General features: G+C 58.6%; 18 protein-coding genes and 1 pseudogene. 14 read left to right on the top strand and 5 right to left on the bottom strand.

From position 1 onward, the window contains the following. Positions 1-169: 169 nt before the first annotated feature. Positions 170-1,741 (bottom strand): sensor domain-containing diguanylate cyclase, encoded by a 1,572-nt coding sequence (locus MEB48_RS23895; RefSeq protein ID WP_237886308.1) that lies wholly within the window; start codon positions 1,739-1,741, stop codon positions 170-172. A 255-nt stretch (positions 1,742-1,996) separates the two neighbouring features. Between MEB48_RS23895 and MEB48_RS23900 the strand changes: the two genes are divergently transcribed. After that, positions 1,997-2,482 carry a hypothetical protein gene (locus MEB48_RS23900; RefSeq protein WP_237886309.1) on the top strand — a complete coding sequence of 162 codons (486 nt, stop codon included), beginning with the start codon at positions 1,997-1,999 and terminating at the stop codon, positions 2,480-2,482. Here MEB48_RS23900 and MEB48_RS23905 read toward each other — a convergent pair. Next, the gene (locus MEB48_RS23905) at positions 2,479-4,230 is read right to left on the bottom strand and encodes a L,D-transpeptidase family protein (RefSeq protein WP_237886310.1); all 1,752 of its coding nucleotides are present in this window, start codon (positions 4,228-4,230) and stop codon (positions 2,479-2,481) included. The genes MEB48_RS23900 and MEB48_RS23905 overlap by 4 nt on opposite strands. Positions 4,231-4,311: 81 nt before the next feature. On the opposite strand from MEB48_RS23905, the gene MEB48_RS23910 reads away from it, so the two are divergent. The 10 genes and pseudogenes from MEB48_RS23910 to MEB48_RS23955 all read left to right on the top strand — a co-directional run. Then, positions 4,312-5,016: a murein L,D-transpeptidase catalytic domain family protein gene (locus tag MEB48_RS23910; protein ID WP_237886311.1), complete on the top strand. Its 705-nt coding sequence runs from the start codon at positions 4,312-4,314 to the stop codon at positions 5,014-5,016. 144 nt (positions 5,017-5,160) lie between these two features. Continuing rightward, complete coding sequence (locus MEB48_RS23915; RefSeq protein WP_237886312.1) at positions 5,161-6,852, top strand: copper resistance system multicopper oxidase; 1,692 nt, start codon at positions 5,161-5,163, stop codon at positions 6,850-6,852. Positions 6,853-6,863: 11 nt separating this feature from the next. After that, entirely contained in the window at positions 6,864-7,775 is a 912-nt protein-coding gene (locus MEB48_RS23920) for a copper resistance protein B (protein WP_237886313.1), read from the top strand. Between the two features lie 55 nt (positions 7,776-7,830). Continuing rightward, positions 7,831-8,202, top strand: coding sequence for a copper homeostasis periplasmic binding protein CopC (gene copC / locus MEB48_RS23925; RefSeq protein ID WP_237886314.1), 372 nt, complete (start codon positions 7,831-7,833; stop codon positions 8,200-8,202). A 3-nt stretch (positions 8,203-8,205) separates the two neighbouring features. After that, a complete protein-coding gene (gene copD / locus MEB48_RS23930) occupies positions 8,206-9,135 on the top strand; it encodes a copper homeostasis membrane protein CopD (protein ID WP_237886315.1) in 930 nt (309 codons plus the stop codon). Positions 9,136-9,280: 145 nt separating this feature from the next. Further along, entirely contained in the window at positions 9,281-9,691 is a 411-nt protein-coding gene (locus tag MEB48_RS23935; protein ID WP_237886316.1) for a hypothetical protein, read from the top strand. 85 nt (positions 9,692-9,776) lie between these two features. Further along, positions 9,777-9,983, top strand: a complete 207-nt coding sequence (locus MEB48_RS23940; RefSeq protein ID WP_237886317.1) for a DUF2933 domain-containing protein — start codon at positions 9,777-9,779, stop codon at positions 9,981-9,983. A gap of 102 nt (positions 9,984-10,085) precedes the next feature. Further along, positions 10,086-12,167: a copper-transporting P-type ATPase gene (locus MEB48_RS23945; protein ID WP_237886353.1), complete on the top strand. Its 2,082-nt coding sequence runs from the start codon at positions 10,086-10,088 to the stop codon at positions 12,165-12,167. 90 nt (positions 12,168-12,257) lie between these two features. Further along, a complete protein-coding gene (locus tag MEB48_RS23950) occupies positions 12,258-12,527 on the top strand; it encodes a heavy-metal-associated domain-containing protein (protein WP_237886318.1) in 270 nt (89 codons plus the stop codon). A 138-nt stretch (positions 12,528-12,665) separates the two neighbouring features. Then, positions 12,666-12,815: pseudogene (locus MEB48_RS23955) on the top strand (transporter substrate-binding domain-containing protein); the annotation flags it as partial. Positions 12,816-12,961: 146 nt separating this feature from the next. Here MEB48_RS23955 and MEB48_RS23960 read toward each other — a convergent pair. Beyond that, on the bottom strand, positions 12,962-13,159 hold the full coding sequence (locus tag MEB48_RS23960; RefSeq protein WP_237886319.1) for a hypothetical protein: 198 nt from the start codon (positions 13,157-13,159) through the stop codon (positions 12,962-12,964). A 398-nt stretch (positions 13,160-13,557) separates the two neighbouring features. Here MEB48_RS23960 and MEB48_RS23965 point away from each other — a divergent pair, with 398 nt between their 5' ends. The 3 genes from MEB48_RS23965 (at position 13,558) to tal (ending at position 16,711) form a co-directional block, all read left to right on the top strand. Then, positions 13,558-14,016: a hemerythrin domain-containing protein gene (locus MEB48_RS23965; RefSeq protein WP_237886320.1), complete on the top strand. Its 459-nt coding sequence runs from the start codon at positions 13,558-13,560 to the stop codon at positions 14,014-14,016. Positions 14,017-14,372: 356 nt separating this feature from the next. Further along, on the top strand, positions 14,373-15,368 hold the full coding sequence (dusA, locus tag MEB48_RS23970; RefSeq protein WP_237886321.1) for a tRNA dihydrouridine(20/20a) synthase DusA: 996 nt from the start codon (positions 14,373-14,375) through the stop codon (positions 15,366-15,368). 416 nt (positions 15,369-15,784) lie between these two features. After that, positions 15,785-16,711, top strand: a complete 927-nt coding sequence (gene tal, locus MEB48_RS23975; protein ID WP_237886322.1) for a transaldolase — start codon at positions 15,785-15,787, stop codon at positions 16,709-16,711. A 175-nt stretch (positions 16,712-16,886) separates the two neighbouring features. On the opposite strand, the gene rssC is transcribed toward tal, so the two are convergent. Beyond that, positions 16,887-17,369 carry an anti-sigma factor antagonist RssC gene (gene rssC, locus MEB48_RS23980; RefSeq protein ID WP_007897104.1) on the bottom strand — a complete coding sequence of 161 codons (483 nt, stop codon included), beginning with the start codon at positions 17,367-17,369 and terminating at the stop codon, positions 16,887-16,889. Beyond that, complete coding sequence (gene rssB / locus MEB48_RS23985) at positions 17,369-18,550, bottom strand: two-component system response regulator RssB (RefSeq protein ID WP_237886323.1); 1,182 nt, start codon at positions 18,548-18,550, stop codon at positions 17,369-17,371. Before rssB ends, rssC begins: the two co-directional genes overlap by 1 nt. Positions 18,551-18,640 lie beyond the last annotated feature (90 nt).

Raw genomic sequence — 18,640 nt, forward strand, 5'->3', positions numbered from 1 at the left:
CAATCGATCGCCTGATCGGGTGAGACCGGCGGGGTCTGGTCTGTCGTCATGACAGCCAGGCTCTCCACAGACCATAGCAGATGCTCGGTCATCGCCCCTGAATAACGCAAGTGGTTGTCGCACTTGAAGAACAGATCACATCGCCATTGCCAATCAATGGCCGCACGCTTCATCGGTCCGAGCGCATCAGCGCCTCGGCGCCTCCTTCCATGGACAACACCGCCGAACGATTTCGCCCCGAATGCTTGGCCTGGTACAGCGCCGCATCCGCGCGTTTGATCAACATTTCGGTGCTGTCGTGCCCGGTCGGCACAAACGAATAACAGCCAAGGCTGACCGTCACGTAGCCCGTGGGTGAGCCGCTGTGGATGATGTTCTTGTCCATGACGCTGCGGCGGATCTGCTCGGCGATCGTCAGCGCACCATGGATGTCGGTGTCCGGCAGCAACACCGCAAACTCTTCACCGCCGTAGCGCACCGCCAGATCGGCTTTGCGGTGACAGCAACTCTTCAGTGCCCGCGCCACTTCGGCCAGGCAATGGTCCCCGGCCACATGACCGTAGGTGTCGTTATAGCGCTTGAAATAATCGATATCGAGCATGATCAGGCTCAGCGGACTCGACCGCCGGGCACCGCGCCCGAACTCGACCTCCAGCGCCCGCTCGAACAATCGACGGTTGGCCAACCCGGTCAGGCTGTCGTGGGTGGCGATCAGTTCCAGGGTTTTCTGCGCCTTGCGCAAATCTGCCTCGATGCGCTCGCCCGCACGCACCTGATGAATGAACACCCAACCGAACAACCCCACGCCGAGGACGACCAGAGCGACGATCACACTGGATTGAATCGCTGTGTCGTACCAGCCCTTGAGGATCGCGTCTTTGGAAGATGCTGCCGCGACCACCACGGGATAGGCATCGAGCTGACGGTAGCCATACAACCGGACGATGCCATCCACCACCGAGTCAATCATGGCGTTGCCGGATGTCGCGCCGGGCAGAAGTTTCTGAAAAATCTCGCCCTGGGCCAATGAGGTGCCGATCTGCGATTCCACAAACGGCCGTCGCGCCAGCAGTGTTCCATCGGTCAATCCCAAAAACATCGCACCGTTATCATCGATGCTGAAGCTTTTGAAGAACTGATCGAAGTACGACATCTTGATCCCGGCCAGCAACACGCCCTGAAAACCGCCGTTCTTGTCGTCTATCCGCTTGGAAACCGGAATGATCCACTCGCCATTTTCCCGACTGCGAATTGCCGGGCCGATGTGCGCCAGGGCTGACGCGTTTTGCTGGTGAAACCGGAAATAATCACGGTCCGCCACACCTGGACCACGGGGCAGGTTCTTGAACGACGTCACGACCCATTGCCCCTGCCTGTCGAACAGAAATATCCCGTGCAATTGATGCAGCGCCTGCACTCGCCGCGCGAAGGTTTTCTGCAAGCGTGGCGTCTGGGCAGCGTCGAAACCCTCAGCCTGAATCCAGTCCACCAGACTGGTCAGCACCAGGTCGGATTTCATGAACGTGTCTTCAGCCTGCTGTGCCATGGCCCGGGTCAGGTTCGACGAAGACACCTCGGCCAACGCCAGATCGTGACGGCGCGACTGCTCCAGTTGCAGGTAAAGCAGCCCACAGAGACAGAGGCACACCGCCGCAATAAACAGCACCGCAGCTTTGAGCAGGGGCAGCCGCTTCAAGGCACCCTCGGGGGCGTGGTGCGGATCGGGAATGGGGATAGGCAAAAGCGAGTCCTGAAAGGATAAGGCATGGGCAGAGGCCCAAAACCCTTATTTTTTATGCGCTTAGTCTACGGGGTTGTGCGGAGTAAACGCAGGGTTGGGGGATCAATGGTCGTGACGCTATGCTGTTGAGCGACTCTCGATGAACGTCGCGGCATCGATACCGCCTCGTTTTGTCACGCGAAGCACATGACGCAAGGCAAAACCGCATTATCTTGAAGGAGCTACGATTAACTGACATCACAACAGGAAATTGAAATGAGTAAGGCAGACGAGCTCGCCGAGAAGCTGAAACAATCCCGGCAAACCAGTGCCGACGCGACCATCGCCGATCAGGCCATCGACAGCTGGCCCGCCCAGGTCTATGAGCTGTATCACCAGATTGAAGCCTGGCTGCAGCCACTGATCGAAGTGGGCCTGAAGCTGCGACGCAATTCCACTCATGTGTTCGAGAGTGCCCCGGATGGGGCAAGTTACGATTACGCCATCGACCAACTGCTGATCGAAGGCAACCACCACAGCATCACCTTCGACCCTGTCGCTCGCTTCACCGCCGACGGTGCCGGGCGGATCGAAATACGCTCGGCAGACAAGGAACTCGCCCACCTATTGCGAACCGTGACCGAACACGGCAAGACGCAGTGGTGGCTGCAGGCGATCGAGCAATCCGTACAACAACCGGATGCGATCGCACTGACGGAACATAATCTGCTGCTGGCAATACAAGAAGGCCTGGGGCTTTAAAGCTTGCTTTGCCCCACCGCCATCGAGGGAGGCACCGCTCGCCTCCCGTCCAGCGACGGCCACTCCGAAGGCAGATTCAGTGCCCGCAACACCGGGTTATCGTACCCATACACATCGGGCTTGAACGTCACTCGCCCATCAAGGCTCAGGTCTACCGTCCAGTAGGCCAATAGCACCGGCACTTTCACGGGGAGTCTGATGTTCTCTGTCTTGCCGTTGGCCAGCTGCTTTTGAATCCCTGCGCTGTTCCAGCGAACCGGGTCGTTGAACAACAGCTCCACCAACTGCAGCGGGTTTTCTACCCGAATACAACCGGAGCTGGTCGCGCGGTTGGATTGCGCAAACAACTCGCGATGCGGTGTGTCGTGCAGATAAATGGCGTAATCATTGGGAAAACGAATGACCACCTGCCCCAACGAGTTATCCGACCCTGCATCCTGACGCAGCGTAAGGCCGCGCGGGTTGTCCCAATCGACGGTCAACGGGTCGAGCACATTGCCTTCTCGATCGATCACCCGAATCCGGTTTGCATCAAGATAACCGGGATTGTTGCGAATCTTCGGCAGCATATCCTTGACTAGAATGGTCGGCGGCACGGTCCAGGTCGGGTTGAACGTGACGTAGGTGATCTCCGATTGAAAAATCGGCGTGCTGCGATACGGTTTTCCCACCTGCACCCGGGAGCGCCATATCAGCTTGCCATCGCGATAGAACGAAACCTTGTACCCGGCGATGTCGACGATGACAAAGGTGCCCTGAAGCTTGTACAACAGCCACCGCGCGCGCTCCATGTTCACGCGGACCTGGTCGATTCGCGCCTCGACCGGCACGTTCAGCGCCGCGAGTGTCGCCGGCCCCGCCACACCGTCCGCCCCGAGGTATTGCTCGGCCTGATACTTCTTCACCGCCGCCATGACGGAGTCGTCGTAGTCGGAGCGCCCGTTCATTTTCGCGGTCAGGTAACCCCCCGCCACCAAACGAGCGCGCAACTGCGCAACCGAGGCGTCGTCCATACCCGGCCTGAGCGTCTGCCCGCCTGGAATCTTTGGCCAGCCGCCACTGTTGCGAACCCTGCGCAGTTGCGCCAGGCCCTGCCGCAACGTGCCATAAATCGCTTCTTGTGGCGGCGCCTGGGCGAACGCCCGCGCGACGTCATGGTTGTCGAGGGCGGCGAAGAAAAGATTGACGTCTTCCCGAGGATCGATGCCAACCGGATCGAAATTCCAATGGAAGTCCAGCCGCGAAGGGTCGACCTTGCCGCGCCGCAATTGCAGCAGCGCCGTGATAAACGTCTGGGTCGCGGTGATGTCAAAAGCTGCCTGTTGCCCGGGAGTGGGCGCTGTTGTCTGCATCGACATTCTGGCCGCGACCAGTTCGGGAATCCGAAAATCCTCAGGTTCCAGGCCATCGACTTCGGTATCGCTCAGGCTTTTCAATAACTGCACGACATCGTCATCATCAGTCCAGGCAGCGCGATAACCACGATGGCTATAAAAATCCATCACCGCCCGGTTGACGTCGACCCGTTGATGACCCGGCGATGTAAGCAACGGCGGAAACGCCGAACGCAATGGCGCCAGCGTCGACTGAATCGCTTGAGCAACGTAATCGCCAGGCGCTGCATCCGCAACGACGCTAACGGGAGATGACGGCTCAATCGGCGAAGTTTCCGCCATTGCCATGCCGCTGATCAGAAAGCCCATAAAAAATATGCGGCTTATGACGAATAACCTTGTTAATTGCCCCATGGATAATCCTTAATCTCCCGTTTTCAACCGGCTAGCGTCGTGCGCGCTGCTAGACTCGAAATTATCAGATGAGACTTGCATATGGCCCCAGATCGCTTCGGCTTTTTAATGACGGCGCTGTTGCTGACCGCTTTTACCTTACCAGCAGCCTACGCCGATTCGCTTGAAGCCGCGCTGATCAAAGCGGCCCCGAATGCCAACGCCAAGGTGATTGCCCTGGCCGTACGCGCCTCCCAATGCAGCCGGGCTCGAAGCACAGCCCCGGCTCAAAGACTAGCAGTCATCGATTATTCCCTGCCCTCGACCGCGCAACGTCTTTGGGTGTTCGACCTTAAACAACGCAAGTTGTTGTTCCACGAACTGGTCGCCCATGGTCGCAACAGCGGCGAAAACATGGCGCGTCAGTTCTCCAACCGCAATGCCAGTTACGCCACCAGCCTGGGTTTGTACCGAACCCAGTCCAGCTATGTCGGGCAGAACGGCTATTCGTTGCGCATGGAAGGTCTGGAACCGGGCTTCAACGATAACGCTTTCGAGCGGGCGATCGTTATTCATGGTGCACCGTATGTCAGCCCCGACCTGGCGCGGGCGAATGGCCGAATCGGTAGAAGCCTGGGTTGCCCGGCGGTGAGGCCTGCGATTGCCCATCAGCTGATCGACTCGATGAAAGATGGGCAGCTGTTGTTTTCTTACTATCCGGATCAGCGCTGGTTGAAGTCTTCTTCGTATATCAATTGCGGTAATGCCACCGTGGCGGACTCGGCCAGGCCAACTGGAAATCATTGAATACGGGGTGAAACTGTCAGAAATGTAATCTTCGCCTCAGTCTGCTGAAAGGCGCCGCCCGCTAGCCTCCTCTTATAGAAGTTCCCTTCCTCCGCTCAGGATGGACCTGAGGGCTTCACCAGATTGACGGACGGGAAAAACGGCATGCATTCCAACACCTCAAGACGCACTTTCGTGAAGGGCCTCGCCGCTGGCGGAGTCCTCGCTGGCCTCGGGCTGTGGCGCACGCCGGTCTGGGCGGTCACCAGCCCTGGCGAACCAAACGTGCTGGCCGGTACCGAGTTCGACCTGTTCATCGGCGAAACCCCGGTCAACATCACTGGCAAACCTCGCACCGCGATGACCATCAACGGCGGCATTCCCGGCCCTCTGCTGCGTTGGCGTGAAGGCGACACCGTCACGTTGCGGGTGAAGAACAAGCTCAAGGACACCACCTCCATTCACTGGCACGGCATCTTGCTGCCGGCCAACATGGACGGCGTACCGGGCCTGAGCTTTCACGGCATCGAACCGGATGGCATGTACGTCTACCAATTCAAGGTCCGGCAGAGCGGCACTTACTGGTACCACAGCCATTCGGGCTTTCAGGAACAGTCCGGGGTTTACGGACCATTGGTGATCGACGCCAAGGAACCGGAGCCGTTCCAGTACGACCGCGATTACGTGGTGATGCTGACCGACTGGACCGACGAAGACGCCGTCGGCCTGATGCGCAAACTCAAGAAACAATCGGATTACTACAACTACCACAAACGCACCGTGGGCGATTTCATCCACGATGTCAGCGAGAAAGGCTGGGGCTCGACGGTCGCCGATCGCAAGATGTGGGCCGAGATGAACATGAACCCCACCGATCTGGCTGATGTCAGCGGTGCCACTTATACCTACTTGATGAACGGCCAGGCGCCGAACATGAACTGGACCGGCGTATTCCGCCCCGGCGAAAAGCTGCGACTGCGTTTCATCAACGGCTCGTCGATGACGTACTTCCACGTGCGCATCCCCGGCCTGAAAATGACCGTGGTCGCGGCAGATGGTCAATACGTCAAACCGGTGAGCGTCGACGAATTCCGCATCGCGGTGGCGGAGACCTTCGATGTGATCGTCGAGCCGACCCAGAACGCCTACACCCTGTTCGCGCAATCGATGGATCGAACCGGTTATGCGCGAGGCACGCTTGCGGCGAAGGCCGGGTTGTCGGCACCGGTGCCACCGCTGGATCCGCGACCGCTGGTGACCATGGATGACATGGGCATGGGCGGGATGGATCACGGTGATATGGCGGGGATGGATCACAGCGGCATGGCCGGCATGCAATCCCATCCCGACACGGAAAAAGACAACCCGCTGGTGGACATGCAAGCCATGAGCACCTCGCCGAAACTCGACGACCCGGGCCTAGGCTTGCGCGACAACGGTCGCCGCGTACTGACCTACTCCGACCTGCGCAGCACCTTCGAAGACCCGGACGGCCGCGAGCCCGGCCGCACCATCGAGCTGCACCTGACCGGGCACATGGAGAAGTTCGCCTGGTCGTTCGACGGCGTGAAATTCTCCGACGCCGAACCGCTGCGCCTCAAGTACGGCGAGCGAATCCGCATCGTCCTGGTCAACGATACGATGATGACTCACCCCATTCACCTGCACGGCATGTGGAGCGACCTCGAAGACGAGAACGGCCAGTTCATGGTGCGCAAACACACCATCGACATGCCACCGGGATCAAGGCGCAGCTATCGGGTCACCGCCGATGCGCTCGGGCGTTGGGCCTATCACTGCCATCTCCTGTACCACATGGAAATGGGCATGTTCCGTGAAGTTCGCGTGGAAGAATGAGGCGCTACCCGATGACCAAATTGATTCGCTCTACCCGCCTCGCTTTGGCGCTCGCTGGCTTTACGGTTTCTTCAGCCATGGCTACCGATGACATGCAGGGCATGGACCATAGCCAGATGCCGGGCATGGATCACAGCCAAATGCAGAGCATGGACCACAGTCAAATGCAGAGCATGGATGACGGCCAGATGCAGCCCGCCGCGCCGACCCAAAGCCGCACGCCGATTCCGGCACTGACCGAAGCCGACCGCGCCGCCGTGTACGCCAGCCCTGCCGGCCACGCCGTACATGACACCGCACTCAACTATTATTTCCTCGCCGACAAACTCGAGTGGCAGGACGCCGACGACGGCAGCGCGTTGGCATGGGATCTGTCCGGCTGGATCGGCGGCGACATCGATCGCCTGTGGCTGCGCTCCGAAGGCGAACGCGTCAATGGCAAAACCGAAGACGCCGAAGTCCAGGCCCTGTGGGGTCACGCCATCTCCCCCTGGTGGGACGTAGTGACCGGCGTGCGCCAGGATTTCAAACCCGGCGCCCCGCAAACCTGGGCCGCGTTCGGCGTGCAAGGCATGGCGCTGTACAACTTCGAAACCGAGGCCACGGCCTTCATCGGCGAAGGTGGCCAGACCGCCGCACGGCTGGAAGGTGACTACGACATCCTGCTCACCAACCGGCTGATTTTGCAGCCGACCGCCGAGCTCAATGTCTACGGCAAAAACGACCCGCAACGGGGCATCGGCTCCGGGTTGTCCAACACCGAAGCCGGCCTGCGCCTGCGTTATGAAATCCGCCGGGAATTCGCGCCCTATATCGGCGTGACCTGGAACCGCACCTACGGCAAAACCGCCGATTACGCCAAAGACGAAGGCGAGGACCGCAGCGAAGCCCGTCTCGTCGTCGGCGTTCGGTTGTGGTTCTAAACGCTTCAATTCAAAAACCTAAAAACCAACCGCTTAAAGCGGTAAGAGGCCTTGCATGCGCATGATTAAAACTACCGCTGTTGCCATTGGGCTGCTCATGAGCGCACTGGCTCAAGCCCACCCGAAACTGCTCTCCTCTACCCCGGCAGAAGGCGCGGAAGGCGCAGCACCGAGCACTATCGAACTGCGCTTCTCCGAAAACCTCGTGACCCAATTCTCCGGCGCCAAACTGGTCATGACGGCCATGCCCGGCATGGCCCACTCGCCCATGCCGATGAAGGCCAAAGTCTCCGGCGGCAGCGACCCGAAAACCATGGTCATCACCCCGCTCTCGCCACTGCCCACCGGCAGCTACAAAGTCGAATGGCGCGCCGTGTCTTCGGACACTCACCCGATCACCGGCAACGTTACGTTCAAAGTGAAGTGATGGATGAGCGACTCAATCAGCATTGCCCTGCGGTTTGCGTTGTATCTGGATTTGATGCTGTTGTTTGGGTTGGCGCTTTTTGGGCTGTACTGCCTTAAAGGGCAAGAACGGATGTCGGGGGCAGTGTTGCCGTTCCGGTCGATGTTGGCGGGGACGGCAGTGCTGGGTGTGATGTTGTCCGTTGCCAGCATGTTGATGATGGCAAGTGCCATGAGCGGCGAATCGGACTTCGCAGAGCTGCGTCCGCACATCGAGATGATGATGCTTGAAACGGACGTGGGGTTGGCCTGCATGGCTCGCACCGTTGCGCTGGTGGTCGCTGGTTTAGCGGTGATGCTCCGTGCGCCTGGCTTCAGCTTGTGGGTCGCGGCTTTTGCTGGCGGTATCGCCCTCTCCAGCCTGGCCTGGAACGGGCATGGCGCGATGGATGAAGGCAGTCGTCGTGATTGGCATTTTGCGGTAGACATTCTGCACCTGCTGGTGGCGGGGGCATGGTTGGGTGCATTGGTGGCGTTTGCGCTGATGGCGAAAACCAACGCTCTGCAAACTGAAGCCCACATCAGGTTGCTGGCACGCGCGGTCAATCGATTTGAGGTGATTGGCGCGGTCATCGTGGTGGTCATCACGGTGACGGGGGTTGTGAATTATCTGTTCATCGTCGGGCCGAAACTGGATGAGGTTTTTCTCACTACTTATGGAGTTTTGCTGTTCATCAAAGTGGTGCTGTTTGCAGGGATGCTCGTGCTCGCCGCGTTGAACCGGTTTCACCTTGGGCCGTTTTTGGAGCGGTCGCTGCAGGACGGGCAATACACGGTCGCCGCCAATGCGCTGCGGCGCAGTGTGGTGGTGGAGTTGGCAGCGGCGGTGTTGATTGTGGGGTTGGTGGCTTGGCTGGGGACGTTGAGTCCGGAGATGGAGATAGCAGCGCAATAAGTCTGGAGGCTTCATTTGATATGGATCAACAACGCCCTCCGGTCGTGGCGTAAGTTCGGGATTATTCCTTCTATCGGGAACACGACATGCTCTGGTCCGCAGCCGTCTTAGCGCTGCCGATCCCCCTAATATTGTGGAGGTTGTCATGCACACCTACGTCAAATCGCTCATAGCCGCACTGCTCATCAGCAGCCCATTGCCAGTGCTGGCCACCGACGAACATCACCCCGAAACAGCGCCTGCCACCCCCACAACCGACTCAACCCAGACCACGCCCATGCAAGACAAGGCCATGAGCGAACAGATGCAGAAAATGCAGGCGGCCCACGACAAAATGATCGCCGCCAAAACCCCGGCCGAGCGCCAGGCGGCGATGCAGGAAGGCATGACCACGATGAAAAACAGCATGGGCATGATGCACGACCATTGCACAGGCATGGGGATGGGTAAAGGCATGTCCGGCAACAAGGACGGTTCGGGCACAGCGATGATGGACATGATGATGAAAATGATGGATCAGCAATCCAGCATGATGAAGATGCCGATGAGCCAATAAACCTCGCCCCCGTCGCTGAGGGTCGTACTGGCCGGCATGGCAGGACGAAATCCCAGGACATGTTCGTCAGAACGGAGCTTGCCATATGAACCACTCTCCTCCCTCGACATCTCCAGCCCCCTCCTTCTGGCGCAGCAAACCCGGCATCGCGCTGGGCATGCTGCTAGTAATCGGCCTGTTTTACCTGGCCCGCGAGCATTACGGCCATATCTACCCGTTTCTGCCCTACCTGATTCTATTGCTGTGCCCGTTGATGCATCTGTTTGGCCATCACCACGGCGGCAGGCACTGACCCATGCATCGCCATAGCGATCATCTGGATGACTTCAAGTCACCTGCCCAGACGCAGCAGACACCGGAGTCGGCGGCGAGCGAAAAAGAGTACACCTGCCCCATGCACCCGGAAATCCGCCAGCGCGGCCCGGGTACATGCCCCAAGTGCGGCATGACCCTGGAACCGGTATTGCCCGAACTGGAGGAAGCAAGCAATCCTGAGCTCGAGGACTTTTCCCGGCGCTTCTGGTGGACCCTGCCGCTAACCCTGGCCGTCACCGCGCTGGCCATGGGTGGTCATGCCTTGAACCTGTTTCACGGTGCCACACAGAACGCGGTCGAATTGGTACTCGCCGCGCCTGTCGTGCTGTGGGCCGGCTGGCCGTTCTATGTGCGCGGCGTGCGTTCCGTCATCCAGCTCAGCCCCAACATGTGGACGCTGATCGGCCTCGGTACCGCCGCAGCCTTCCTCTACAGCCTTGCCGCCACGCTGGCACCCGGCCTGTTCCCAGCCATCTTCATGATGGACGGTCGGGTTGGGGTGTACTACGAAGCAGCGGCAGTGATCATCTCCCTGACGCTGCTCGGGCAGATTTTCGAACTCAAGGCGCGCTCGCAAACCTCGGCCGCGATCAAATCGCTGCTCGGCCTGGCGCCCAAGATCGCGCGCCGGATCAATGCCGATGGCAGCGAAACGGACATTCCCCTGAGCCATGTGCACAGCGGCGACACCTTGCGCGTGCGCCCCGGCGAGAAAGTCCCGGTCGACGGTGTGGTGCTGCAGGGTGAAAGCGCGGTGGACGAATCCATGCTCACAGGCGAACCAGTGCCCGTGATGAAACGCCCTGGGGACGGACTGATCGGCGCCACCCTCAATACCCACGGCAGCCTGGTGATGCAGGCGCAGAAAGTCGGCTCAGCGACTGTACTCGCGCAAATTGTGCAGATGGTGGTTCAGGCACAACGCTCCAAGGCACCGATGCAACGCCTGGCAGACGTGATTGCCGGCTATTTCGTCATGGCAGTGATCGCCATCGCCGTTCTGACCTTTGTCGGCTGGGGACTGTGGGGGCCGCAACCGAGCTGGGTGTTCGGCCTCATCAATGCGGTGGCCGTGCTGATCATCGCCTGCCCGTGCGCCCTCGGCCTGGCCACACCGATGTCGGTGATGGTCGCCACCGGTAAGGCTGCCAGCAGCGGCGTGCTCTTCCGGGATGCGGCGGCAATCGAGAACCTGCGCAAGGTCGACATCCTGATCGTGGACAAGACTGGCACTCTCACCGAAGGTCGACCGGCATTCCACAGCGTCGAACCTGCGCCGGGCTACAGTGCTGACGAAGTGCTTCGCCTGGCCGCCAGCCTCGACCAGGGCAGCGAGCACCCGTTAGCCCACGCCATCGTCGATCGCGCTCGCGCCAACGGCCTGGTGTTGAGTACAGCGCAGACGTTCGAATCGGCGTCAGGGATCGGCGTGCGCGGACAAGTCGACGGGCACCGTGTTCAACTGGGCAACACCGCCCTGATGGCTGAAGCCGGCGTCGCCATCGAAACCCTGCAGCCCCACGCCGAGCAGCTGCGCAGCGACGGAACCAGCATCATGTACCTGGCCGTGGATGGCGTGCTCGCGGGGCTACTCGCCGTCGCCGACCCGATCAAACCCACGACCCGGCTCGCCGTCGAACGCCTGCAAGCCGATGGCGTACAGGTCATTATGGCGACCGGAGACGGCCTCACCACCGCCCGCGCCGTCGCCCGCCAACTGGGCATCAAAGAAGTCCACGGCGAGGTCAAACCACAGGACAAGGAACGCTTGGCCGCCGAATTGCAGGAACGCGGGCACCGTGTGGCAATGGCCGGCGATGGCATCAACGACGCCCCGGCCCTGGCCCGTGCCGACGTCGGTATCGCCATGGGCACCGGCACCGATGTCGCCATGAACAGCGCTCAAGTCACCCTGGTCAAGGGCGACCTGCTCGGCATTCTGCATGCCCGCAGTCTGTCAGTGGCAACCGTACGCAATATGCACCAGAACCTGGCTTTTGCCCTGGCTTACAACGCCATGGGCATCCCCCTCGCCGCCGGATTGTTCTACCCGCTGACCGGGCATCTGCTGTCCCCATTGGTGGCTGCACTGGCCATGAGCGTCAGCTCTGTCTCAGTGGTATTTAACGCCTTGCGCCTGCGCCGGGCCTCGATTGACTGAGCACGAAACAAGCGCTTGACCTTGCCATCGTGACAAGGTCAACGATGACTTCAAGCGCTGATCGGCGCCGCCACCAAAGAGGTTTTATCCATGAACAGTATTGAACTGCAAGTTGAGGGCATGAGCTGCGGCAGTTGCGTCAAACACGTCAACGCGGCGCTGCAACCGCTGGCGGGGGTTGGCGAAGTGACTGTCGATCTGACCCATGGCCGGGTCAAGGTGACGGGCGATGTACAAAGCAACACCCTGATCTCGGCGCTGACGGAGGCTGGTTATTCGGCAAGCCTGCTGGCCGCGGACAATGATAAGCGTGTCAGAAAAACGTCCGGGTGTGTGGGCTCCAGTTGCTGCTGTCATTGAGCCGGGCCATCGGTGGATGTCGTGGCATCGTGCGGCCGCTGCGGCCTCTCCACTGTGATGGATGACATGACAGTCAAGAAGCGGTTTCACTACACTGATCCCGCCTTGCCCCTACTCCATCACAAAAGCCCGATAACAATGAAAACCCTAAAAAGCACAATGATGCTCTGCGGCCTGCTCGCGCTAGCCAATGGCGTTCAGGCACAGCAAAGCCCTTCGCATCTGGATACCGTCCTGCAACAAGGCCAACTGCGGGTTTGCACGACCGGCGACTACAAACCCTATACCCAAAATAGCCCGCCGTTACACGCTCCATGTAATTGAATGGACTCGCCCACGCCGAGGCGTCAATGCGCAGCAGTCGCAAAACCAGAACGCGCGATGCATCAGGCAGATCACGCAACGGCGGGTACACCTCAGCCGTTGCGTCACCCTTAATCGTGCAACAAGTTCGAGCTGTATTCATTGAAGCTGTTGCCGATGGCACTGCCGCCGAGGTTTAACTTGTTGGGGTTATGGCTATCTAACTGTTGGCAGGCTTCTGAAAAACAGGTGCTGGTGCTCATGCCCGAACAGGCGCTCAGGAGCTCGGCACTGGAGATCATCACGACTTTGAAGAGGTTCGAGATCATTTTTCAGTTTCCTGTGGGATGGGAGCGTGGCGACACAATCTTAGGTGGTCATCCTATGCTGCGGGCCTGCCGAAGTTGATGAAACATTGCTGAGCGACAGCGTTGGTTCAGCATCCCTGGTATGAATCGCGTCGATTTGGGTGCTGCTTTTCCTTCCGTTTTCGCTATCCGACAGATCAAATAGTGCATATAAACACACACTTGATATTTCAATTTCTTCCAAGGGCGGAAAATCTCCTGAGGTGAGAGCTTTGTGCTCGCCTATACTAAAAAAGTTAAATAGTGCTGACGAGTGCGTTTGGCAAGGCATTGAAAATATTGAAATTTAAAATTGTAGGCTCCCTTGGAGGTTGCTGGTTTTTTTCTGGGATGGTTTGGTGTCGTGTCGAGGATTTGATATGAACGTCTTGTTGAAAGAACTTCAGGCCTATCATCATGAAGTAAGTATGAAAATTACTCAGATCAAAGAGTTGCTGAGAAAGATGAGACATGAATCCGATGATGCTGATGACTGCAAGCTGTTGTTCAAGATGCTGGAAGCCTTGCATGGTGATGCAGAGCGACACCATCATGAAAATGAAGAACTTATTCGGCTGGCCTTGTTAGAGACTGAGGCGCCGATCCACCAACGGGTCAAGGATATCGAGCGAGATCACAAGGCATTTGGGCGCATTGCTGGACAGCTGAAGATGTTGGAGGACACAACTCAGGAAACGAGAGTAATTGCTGACACTATCAATGACTTCATCGAGAAATATTACGACCATATGGCCGCTGAGGAGAATATTTTCTTTCCGGCGTCAGATCAGTGGCTGTCAGACAACCAGTGGCAGGAAATCAAGCGTCAATGGCATTAATTGGAGGTCGCCGTATACTTTCAAAATTTAGCCACTACTTAGTACTGACCTCACTAAGTAATTACGCGGACACCACGTATTAACTTACAGAGGTGTCCGTATATCGACGACTCCTCATTGCAAGTCCCTTCGCTTTGGCGCCTGTGCCGACCACACAAAGATCCAAGGCTATTTACCAATGGGGAAAGCGGAATGGAAAGAAAAATCGAGACAGTTATCCGGTCTCGTACCAAGTCGCTCACTCTCCCGTTCCTGTGTTCATTCTCTCAACTACCTCAGCAAGACTCATCTGAGCTCCGCAAGCCCAATCCTGATAAACTCCCCACCTCCCAGCCTCACCCATTCCAGAAACGCCAATGCCCCTAATCACCGCCACACCCGCCCCGCTCTCCCGCCGCTTCTCCGTCGCCCCGATGATGGATTGGACAGACCGCCACTGCCGTTTCTTCCTACGCCTACTCTCCAAACACGCCCTCCTCTACACAGAAATGGTCACCACCGGCGCGCTCCTCAACGGCGATCACGACCGCTTCCTGCGTCATAACGAAGCCGAACACCCGCTCGCCCTGCAACTCGGTGGCAGTGTCCCACTAGACCTGGCCGCCTGCGCACGCATGGCCCAGGAGCACGGTTACGACGAGGTAAACCTAAACGTCGGCTGCCCGAGTGATCGGGTGCAGAACAATATGATCGGCGCGTGCCTGATGGGGCATCCGCAGTTGGTGGCTGATTGTGTGAAAGCGATGCGCGATGCGGTGTCGATTCCGGTGACGGTGAAGCATCGGATCGGGATCAATGGGCGGGACAGTTACGAGCAGCTGTGTGATTTCGTCGGCACGGTTCGGGATGCCGGGTGCACGAGTTTTACCGTGCATGCGCGGATTGCGATTCTGGAGGGGTTGTCGCCAAAGGAGAACCGCGACATTCCACCCCTGCGCTATGACGTGGCGGCGCGGTTGAAGGCGGATTTTCCGGAGTTGGAGATTATTCTCAACGGCGGGATCAAGACGCTGGAGGCCTGTCACGAGCATTTGCAGACGTTTGACGGCGTGATGCTGGGCCGTGAGGCGTATCACAATCCTTATGTGATGGCTGAGGTGGATCAGCAGCTGTTTGGCAGCAAGGCCCCGGTGATCAGTCGGGCCGAGGCGCTGGCGCAGTTGCGGCCTTATATCGCCGAGCATCTGCTGGCGGGTGGATCGATGCATCACATCACTCGGCATGTGCTGGGGCTGGGCACCGGGTTTCCGGGGGCGCGGAAGTTTCGGCAGTTGTTATCGGTGGATATTCATAAGGCTAAACAGCCTTTGGCATTGCTGGATCAGGCGGCGGAGTTGTTGGAGGGGCGCTGATTCCCCTACCGCTCATTTGCAAAACGGAACGGAGTAATCATACGGATCACCCTTCCAGCCGAGCTTCGCGCCTCATGGGGCTTCGCGTCGGTGATCGTGTTCAGTTTGTTTCGTTAAAAAATGGCAGCGTTGAAATCGTGGCCGCCACTTGTTCGGCCCGAGCGCTCAAAGGTCTAATCCGCAAACCGGCCAAACCGGTATGTATTGAGGACAGGGCCCAGGGCTGCCCAGCACGCTAACCGTCACTTGCATTGAACCTGCCTCCCATTTCAGCATCGTATTTACCGATACCCGCCCCGCCTTTCAAACATCCGTTTTCAGGATGTTGCCGCTGGGGCCGTCGATACACGTACACGCCCTTGAGTGGCTGCAAGCGCTCGGGTAATGTCATTGGACCCATAGGACAGAGCACGCTCATGACTTCCAAGCTGGAACAACTCAAACAAATGACCACCGTGGTTGCGGACACTGGCGACTTCGAAGCAATCGCTCGCGTTAAACCCGTGGACGCCACCACCAACCCTTCCCTGTTGCTCAAAGCGGCAGCCATTCCCGGCTATGCCGAGTTGCTGAACGCTTGCGTTCACGACTGCAATGGCGATGTGGGCCTGGCCAGCGACCGTTTTGGCGTTGCGGTAGGGCAAGAAATTCTGAAGGTTGTACCGGGCCGTATTTCCACCGAAGTGGATGCGCGCCTGTCGTTCGACACTGATGCCGTATTGAAGCGTGCGCACCGTCTGATCGACCTGTACGAAAAGGCCGGCGTTGGTCGTGACCGTGTGCTGATCAAGATCGCTTCGACCTGGGAAGGCATTCGTGCTGCCGAGAAGCTGGAGAAGGAAGGCATTCAGTGCAACCTGACGCTGCTGTTCTCCTTCGCTCAGGCGGCCGCTTGTGCCGATGCCGGGGTGTTTCTGATTTCGCCGTTCGTGGGCCGCATCTACGACTGGTACAAGAAAGCCACCGGCAACGACTACACCGGCGCGGATGATCCGGGCGTGCAGTCGGTGACGCGTATCTACAACTACTACAAGGCCAATGACTACAAGACTGTGGTGATGGGCGCGAGCTTCCGTAACCTGAATCAGATCGAGCAGTTGGCCGGTTGTGATCGTCTGACCGTTAGCCCGGATCTGCTGGAGAAGCTGGCGGCGGATACTGGCAAGCTGGAGCGCAAATTGGCGCCGGGGCATGCCGGTGAAGCGCGTCTGAGCTTGAATGAAGCGCAGTTCCGTTGGTTGTCCAACGAGGATGCGATGGCGACTGAGAAGCTGGCTGAGGGGATCCGTCAGTTTGCTCGGGATCAGGAGAAGCTTGAGGCGTTGTTGCAGGCCAAGCTGTGATCTAGTTCAGCGCAATGCAAAAAGGGCGAACCTTGGTGGGTTCGCCCTTTTTTGTGCGTGTTGGGTAGTGGGGACTGGGTTGGCTTCGCGCTGGGGGATGTGGTGATTGTTATGACGCCTTCGCGGGCAAGCCTCGCTCCTACAGGGGATCGGGGGCCACAGCATTTTCTGATAGTCAGTGCCGCTCCAGCGCATTCACCAGGTCATGGAACGCCTCACGGTTGGAGTCGTTCAGGCCCATAAGGATTTTGTGCGCTTCGAGAACTTTGACCCGCACCACTTCTTCGGACTGATCCTGATCTGGCAGGTCGGTCAGGCATTCAGGGCAGGGGATCGGGCGGTCAACGATGTTGAACACTTGCTCGAAGCCCATGGACTGCAGCAGACGGGTGATGTCTTCGTGGGTGGTGACGACGGTCGGCAGCAGGCCGACCTTTTGCCGCGACAGGATCGACAGTTTGGCCAGCAGGCCCAGGGTGGTGCTGTCGATGCTGCGGGTTTCGGTCAGGTCGATCACGATGGCGTTGAAATTCAACGCGGTGAAGATCCGCTCAATAGTCGCATCCAACGCCGAACACAGGGTCAGGCGAACTTCACCGACGAATTTCAGGACGAAGGTGCCGTCCTGCTCGGCGAACTGGATTCTACCGGTACTCATTAAAGATTCCTGCTCAACACCAACAGGGCGATATCATCCGGCATCTCCCCTAGCGTGGCCAATCCAAAAATCTGGCGCAGACCATCCAGGCTGCCGCCCGCTGCTTTCACCCGTTGAGGCAAAGCAGCTTCTTTATCTTTGAGTGTGGGTTCTGGCAAAAGATCCAAAATGCCATCAGACATCAGCGTCAGGCTGAACACTGACGGCAATTCCAGTACGTGGTCTTCATAGGTAGCTTCATTGAAGAGGCCCACCGGCAGACCGCGCCCTTCCAGATAACGAACACTGTCTGGCGTGTACAACACAGGCAACGGCAGATGACCGCCGATGCTATAGGTCAACAAACCGGTCTCCTCGTCGATGACTCCACCGACCATTGTGACGTGTTTACCCAGCTTACAACTGATCAGGCCCCGGTTGATATGACCAAGAACCTCTGAAGGCTTGAATTCCGGCAACGTGCCGTTGCGCTTGGATTCGAACAGCAAGCGCGTGGTCATGAACTTCAACAGTACGGTGACGAAGGCTGAAGAGGCGCCATGACCGGAAACGTCCGCCAGGTAGAACGCTACCCGACGCTCGTCGACCCGAAAGTAGTCGACGAAATCGCCCGACAGGTACAGCGACGGGATGATCTGGTGCGCAAACTGGAACTCGTTGATGCTCCAGGGGCTGACCGGAAGCATGTTCATCTGCACCTGGCGACCGGCGTTCTGGTCTTCCTGGAGCAGGTTCAAACTGGCTTCGAGCTCACGGTTGGCCTTTTCCAGCTTCTCACGGTAGCGCTGGTTTTCCAGCAGCAGGCGCGCACGATCCAGGGCTCGACGCACGGAATGCTCGAGCACGGCCAGATCTTCGAGAGGCTTGATCAGGTAGTCCGCCGCGCCCAGGCGCAAGGCCTCGACCGCGTCGTTCATCACGCCGGCGCCCGACACCACGATTACCGGGGTTTGCGGCGACAGCTCAGTGACTTGGCGAATGAGTTCGAGTCCGCCCATCTGCGGCATGCGCAGATCGCAGATGACCAAGTCGGGCTTGTCTTTCTCGAATACCTGAAGACCCTGCTGGCCATTGCTGGCCTGCAGGACACTGAAACCACTGTCTTCCAAGTAGGCCGCGAGGCTCGCGCGCACTACTTCGTCATCATCGATTATCAGCAGCGTGGCACTGGTTTTTGGCATGTGGGCAAACGGCGCCAGAATTAGGTTGGCGTAGCAGGCTGGGCATTGGGCCCTGCACACACTACTGGATTCGCTTTCTAGCCTCTCTGC

This window comes from Pseudomonas sp. PGPR40 (assembly GCF_022014505.1).
Taxonomy (GTDB): Bacteria; Pseudomonadota; Gammaproteobacteria; order Pseudomonadales; family Pseudomonadaceae; genus Aquipseudomonas.

Excerpts from the sequence above, each read along its gene's own strand:
- MEB48_RS23900 (WP_237886309.1), top strand. The coding sequence starts at position 1,997 with ATGAGTAAGGCAGACGAGCTCGCCGAGAAGCTGAAACAATCCCGGCAA.
- MEB48_RS23905 (WP_237886310.1), bottom strand. The coding sequence starts at position 4,230 with ATGGGGCAATTAACAAGGTTATTCGTCATAAGCCGCATATTTTTTATG.
- MEB48_RS23910 (WP_237886311.1), top strand. The coding sequence starts at position 4,312 with ATGGCCCCAGATCGCTTCGGCTTTTTAATGACGGCGCTGTTGCTGACC.
- MEB48_RS23915 (WP_237886312.1), top strand. The coding sequence starts at position 5,161 with ATGCATTCCAACACCTCAAGACGCACTTTCGTGAAGGGCCTCGCCGCT.
- MEB48_RS23920 (WP_237886313.1), top strand. The coding sequence starts at position 6,864 with ATGACCAAATTGATTCGCTCTACCCGCCTCGCTTTGGCGCTCGCTGGC.
- copC (WP_237886314.1), top strand. The coding sequence starts at position 7,831 with ATGCGCATGATTAAAACTACCGCTGTTGCCATTGGGCTGCTCATGAGC.
- copD (WP_237886315.1), top strand. The coding sequence starts at position 8,206 with ATGAGCGACTCAATCAGCATTGCCCTGCGGTTTGCGTTGTATCTGGAT.
- MEB48_RS23935 (WP_237886316.1), top strand. The coding sequence starts at position 9,281 with ATGCACACCTACGTCAAATCGCTCATAGCCGCACTGCTCATCAGCAGC.
- MEB48_RS23940 (WP_237886317.1), top strand. The coding sequence starts at position 9,777 with ATGAACCACTCTCCTCCCTCGACATCTCCAGCCCCCTCCTTCTGGCGC.
- MEB48_RS23945 (WP_237886353.1), top strand. The coding sequence starts at position 10,086 with ATGCACCCGGAAATCCGCCAGCGCGGCCCGGGTACATGCCCCAAGTGC.
- MEB48_RS23950 (WP_237886318.1), top strand. The coding sequence starts at position 12,258 with ATGAACAGTATTGAACTGCAAGTTGAGGGCATGAGCTGCGGCAGTTGC.
- MEB48_RS23960 (WP_237886319.1), bottom strand. The coding sequence starts at position 13,159 with ATGATCTCGAACCTCTTCAAAGTCGTGATGATCTCCAGTGCCGAGCTC.
- MEB48_RS23965 (WP_237886320.1), top strand. The coding sequence starts at position 13,558 with ATGAACGTCTTGTTGAAAGAACTTCAGGCCTATCATCATGAAGTAAGT.
- dusA (WP_237886321.1), top strand. The coding sequence starts at position 14,373 with ATGCCCCTAATCACCGCCACACCCGCCCCGCTCTCCCGCCGCTTCTCC.
- tal (WP_237886322.1), top strand. The coding sequence starts at position 15,785 with ATGACTTCCAAGCTGGAACAACTCAAACAAATGACCACCGTGGTTGCG.
- rssC (WP_007897104.1), bottom strand. The coding sequence starts at position 17,369 with ATGAGTACCGGTAGAATCCAGTTCGCCGAGCAGGACGGCACCTTCGTC.
- rssB (WP_237886323.1), bottom strand. The coding sequence starts at position 18,550 with ATGCCAAAAACCAGTGCCACGCTGCTGATAATCGATGATGACGAAGTA.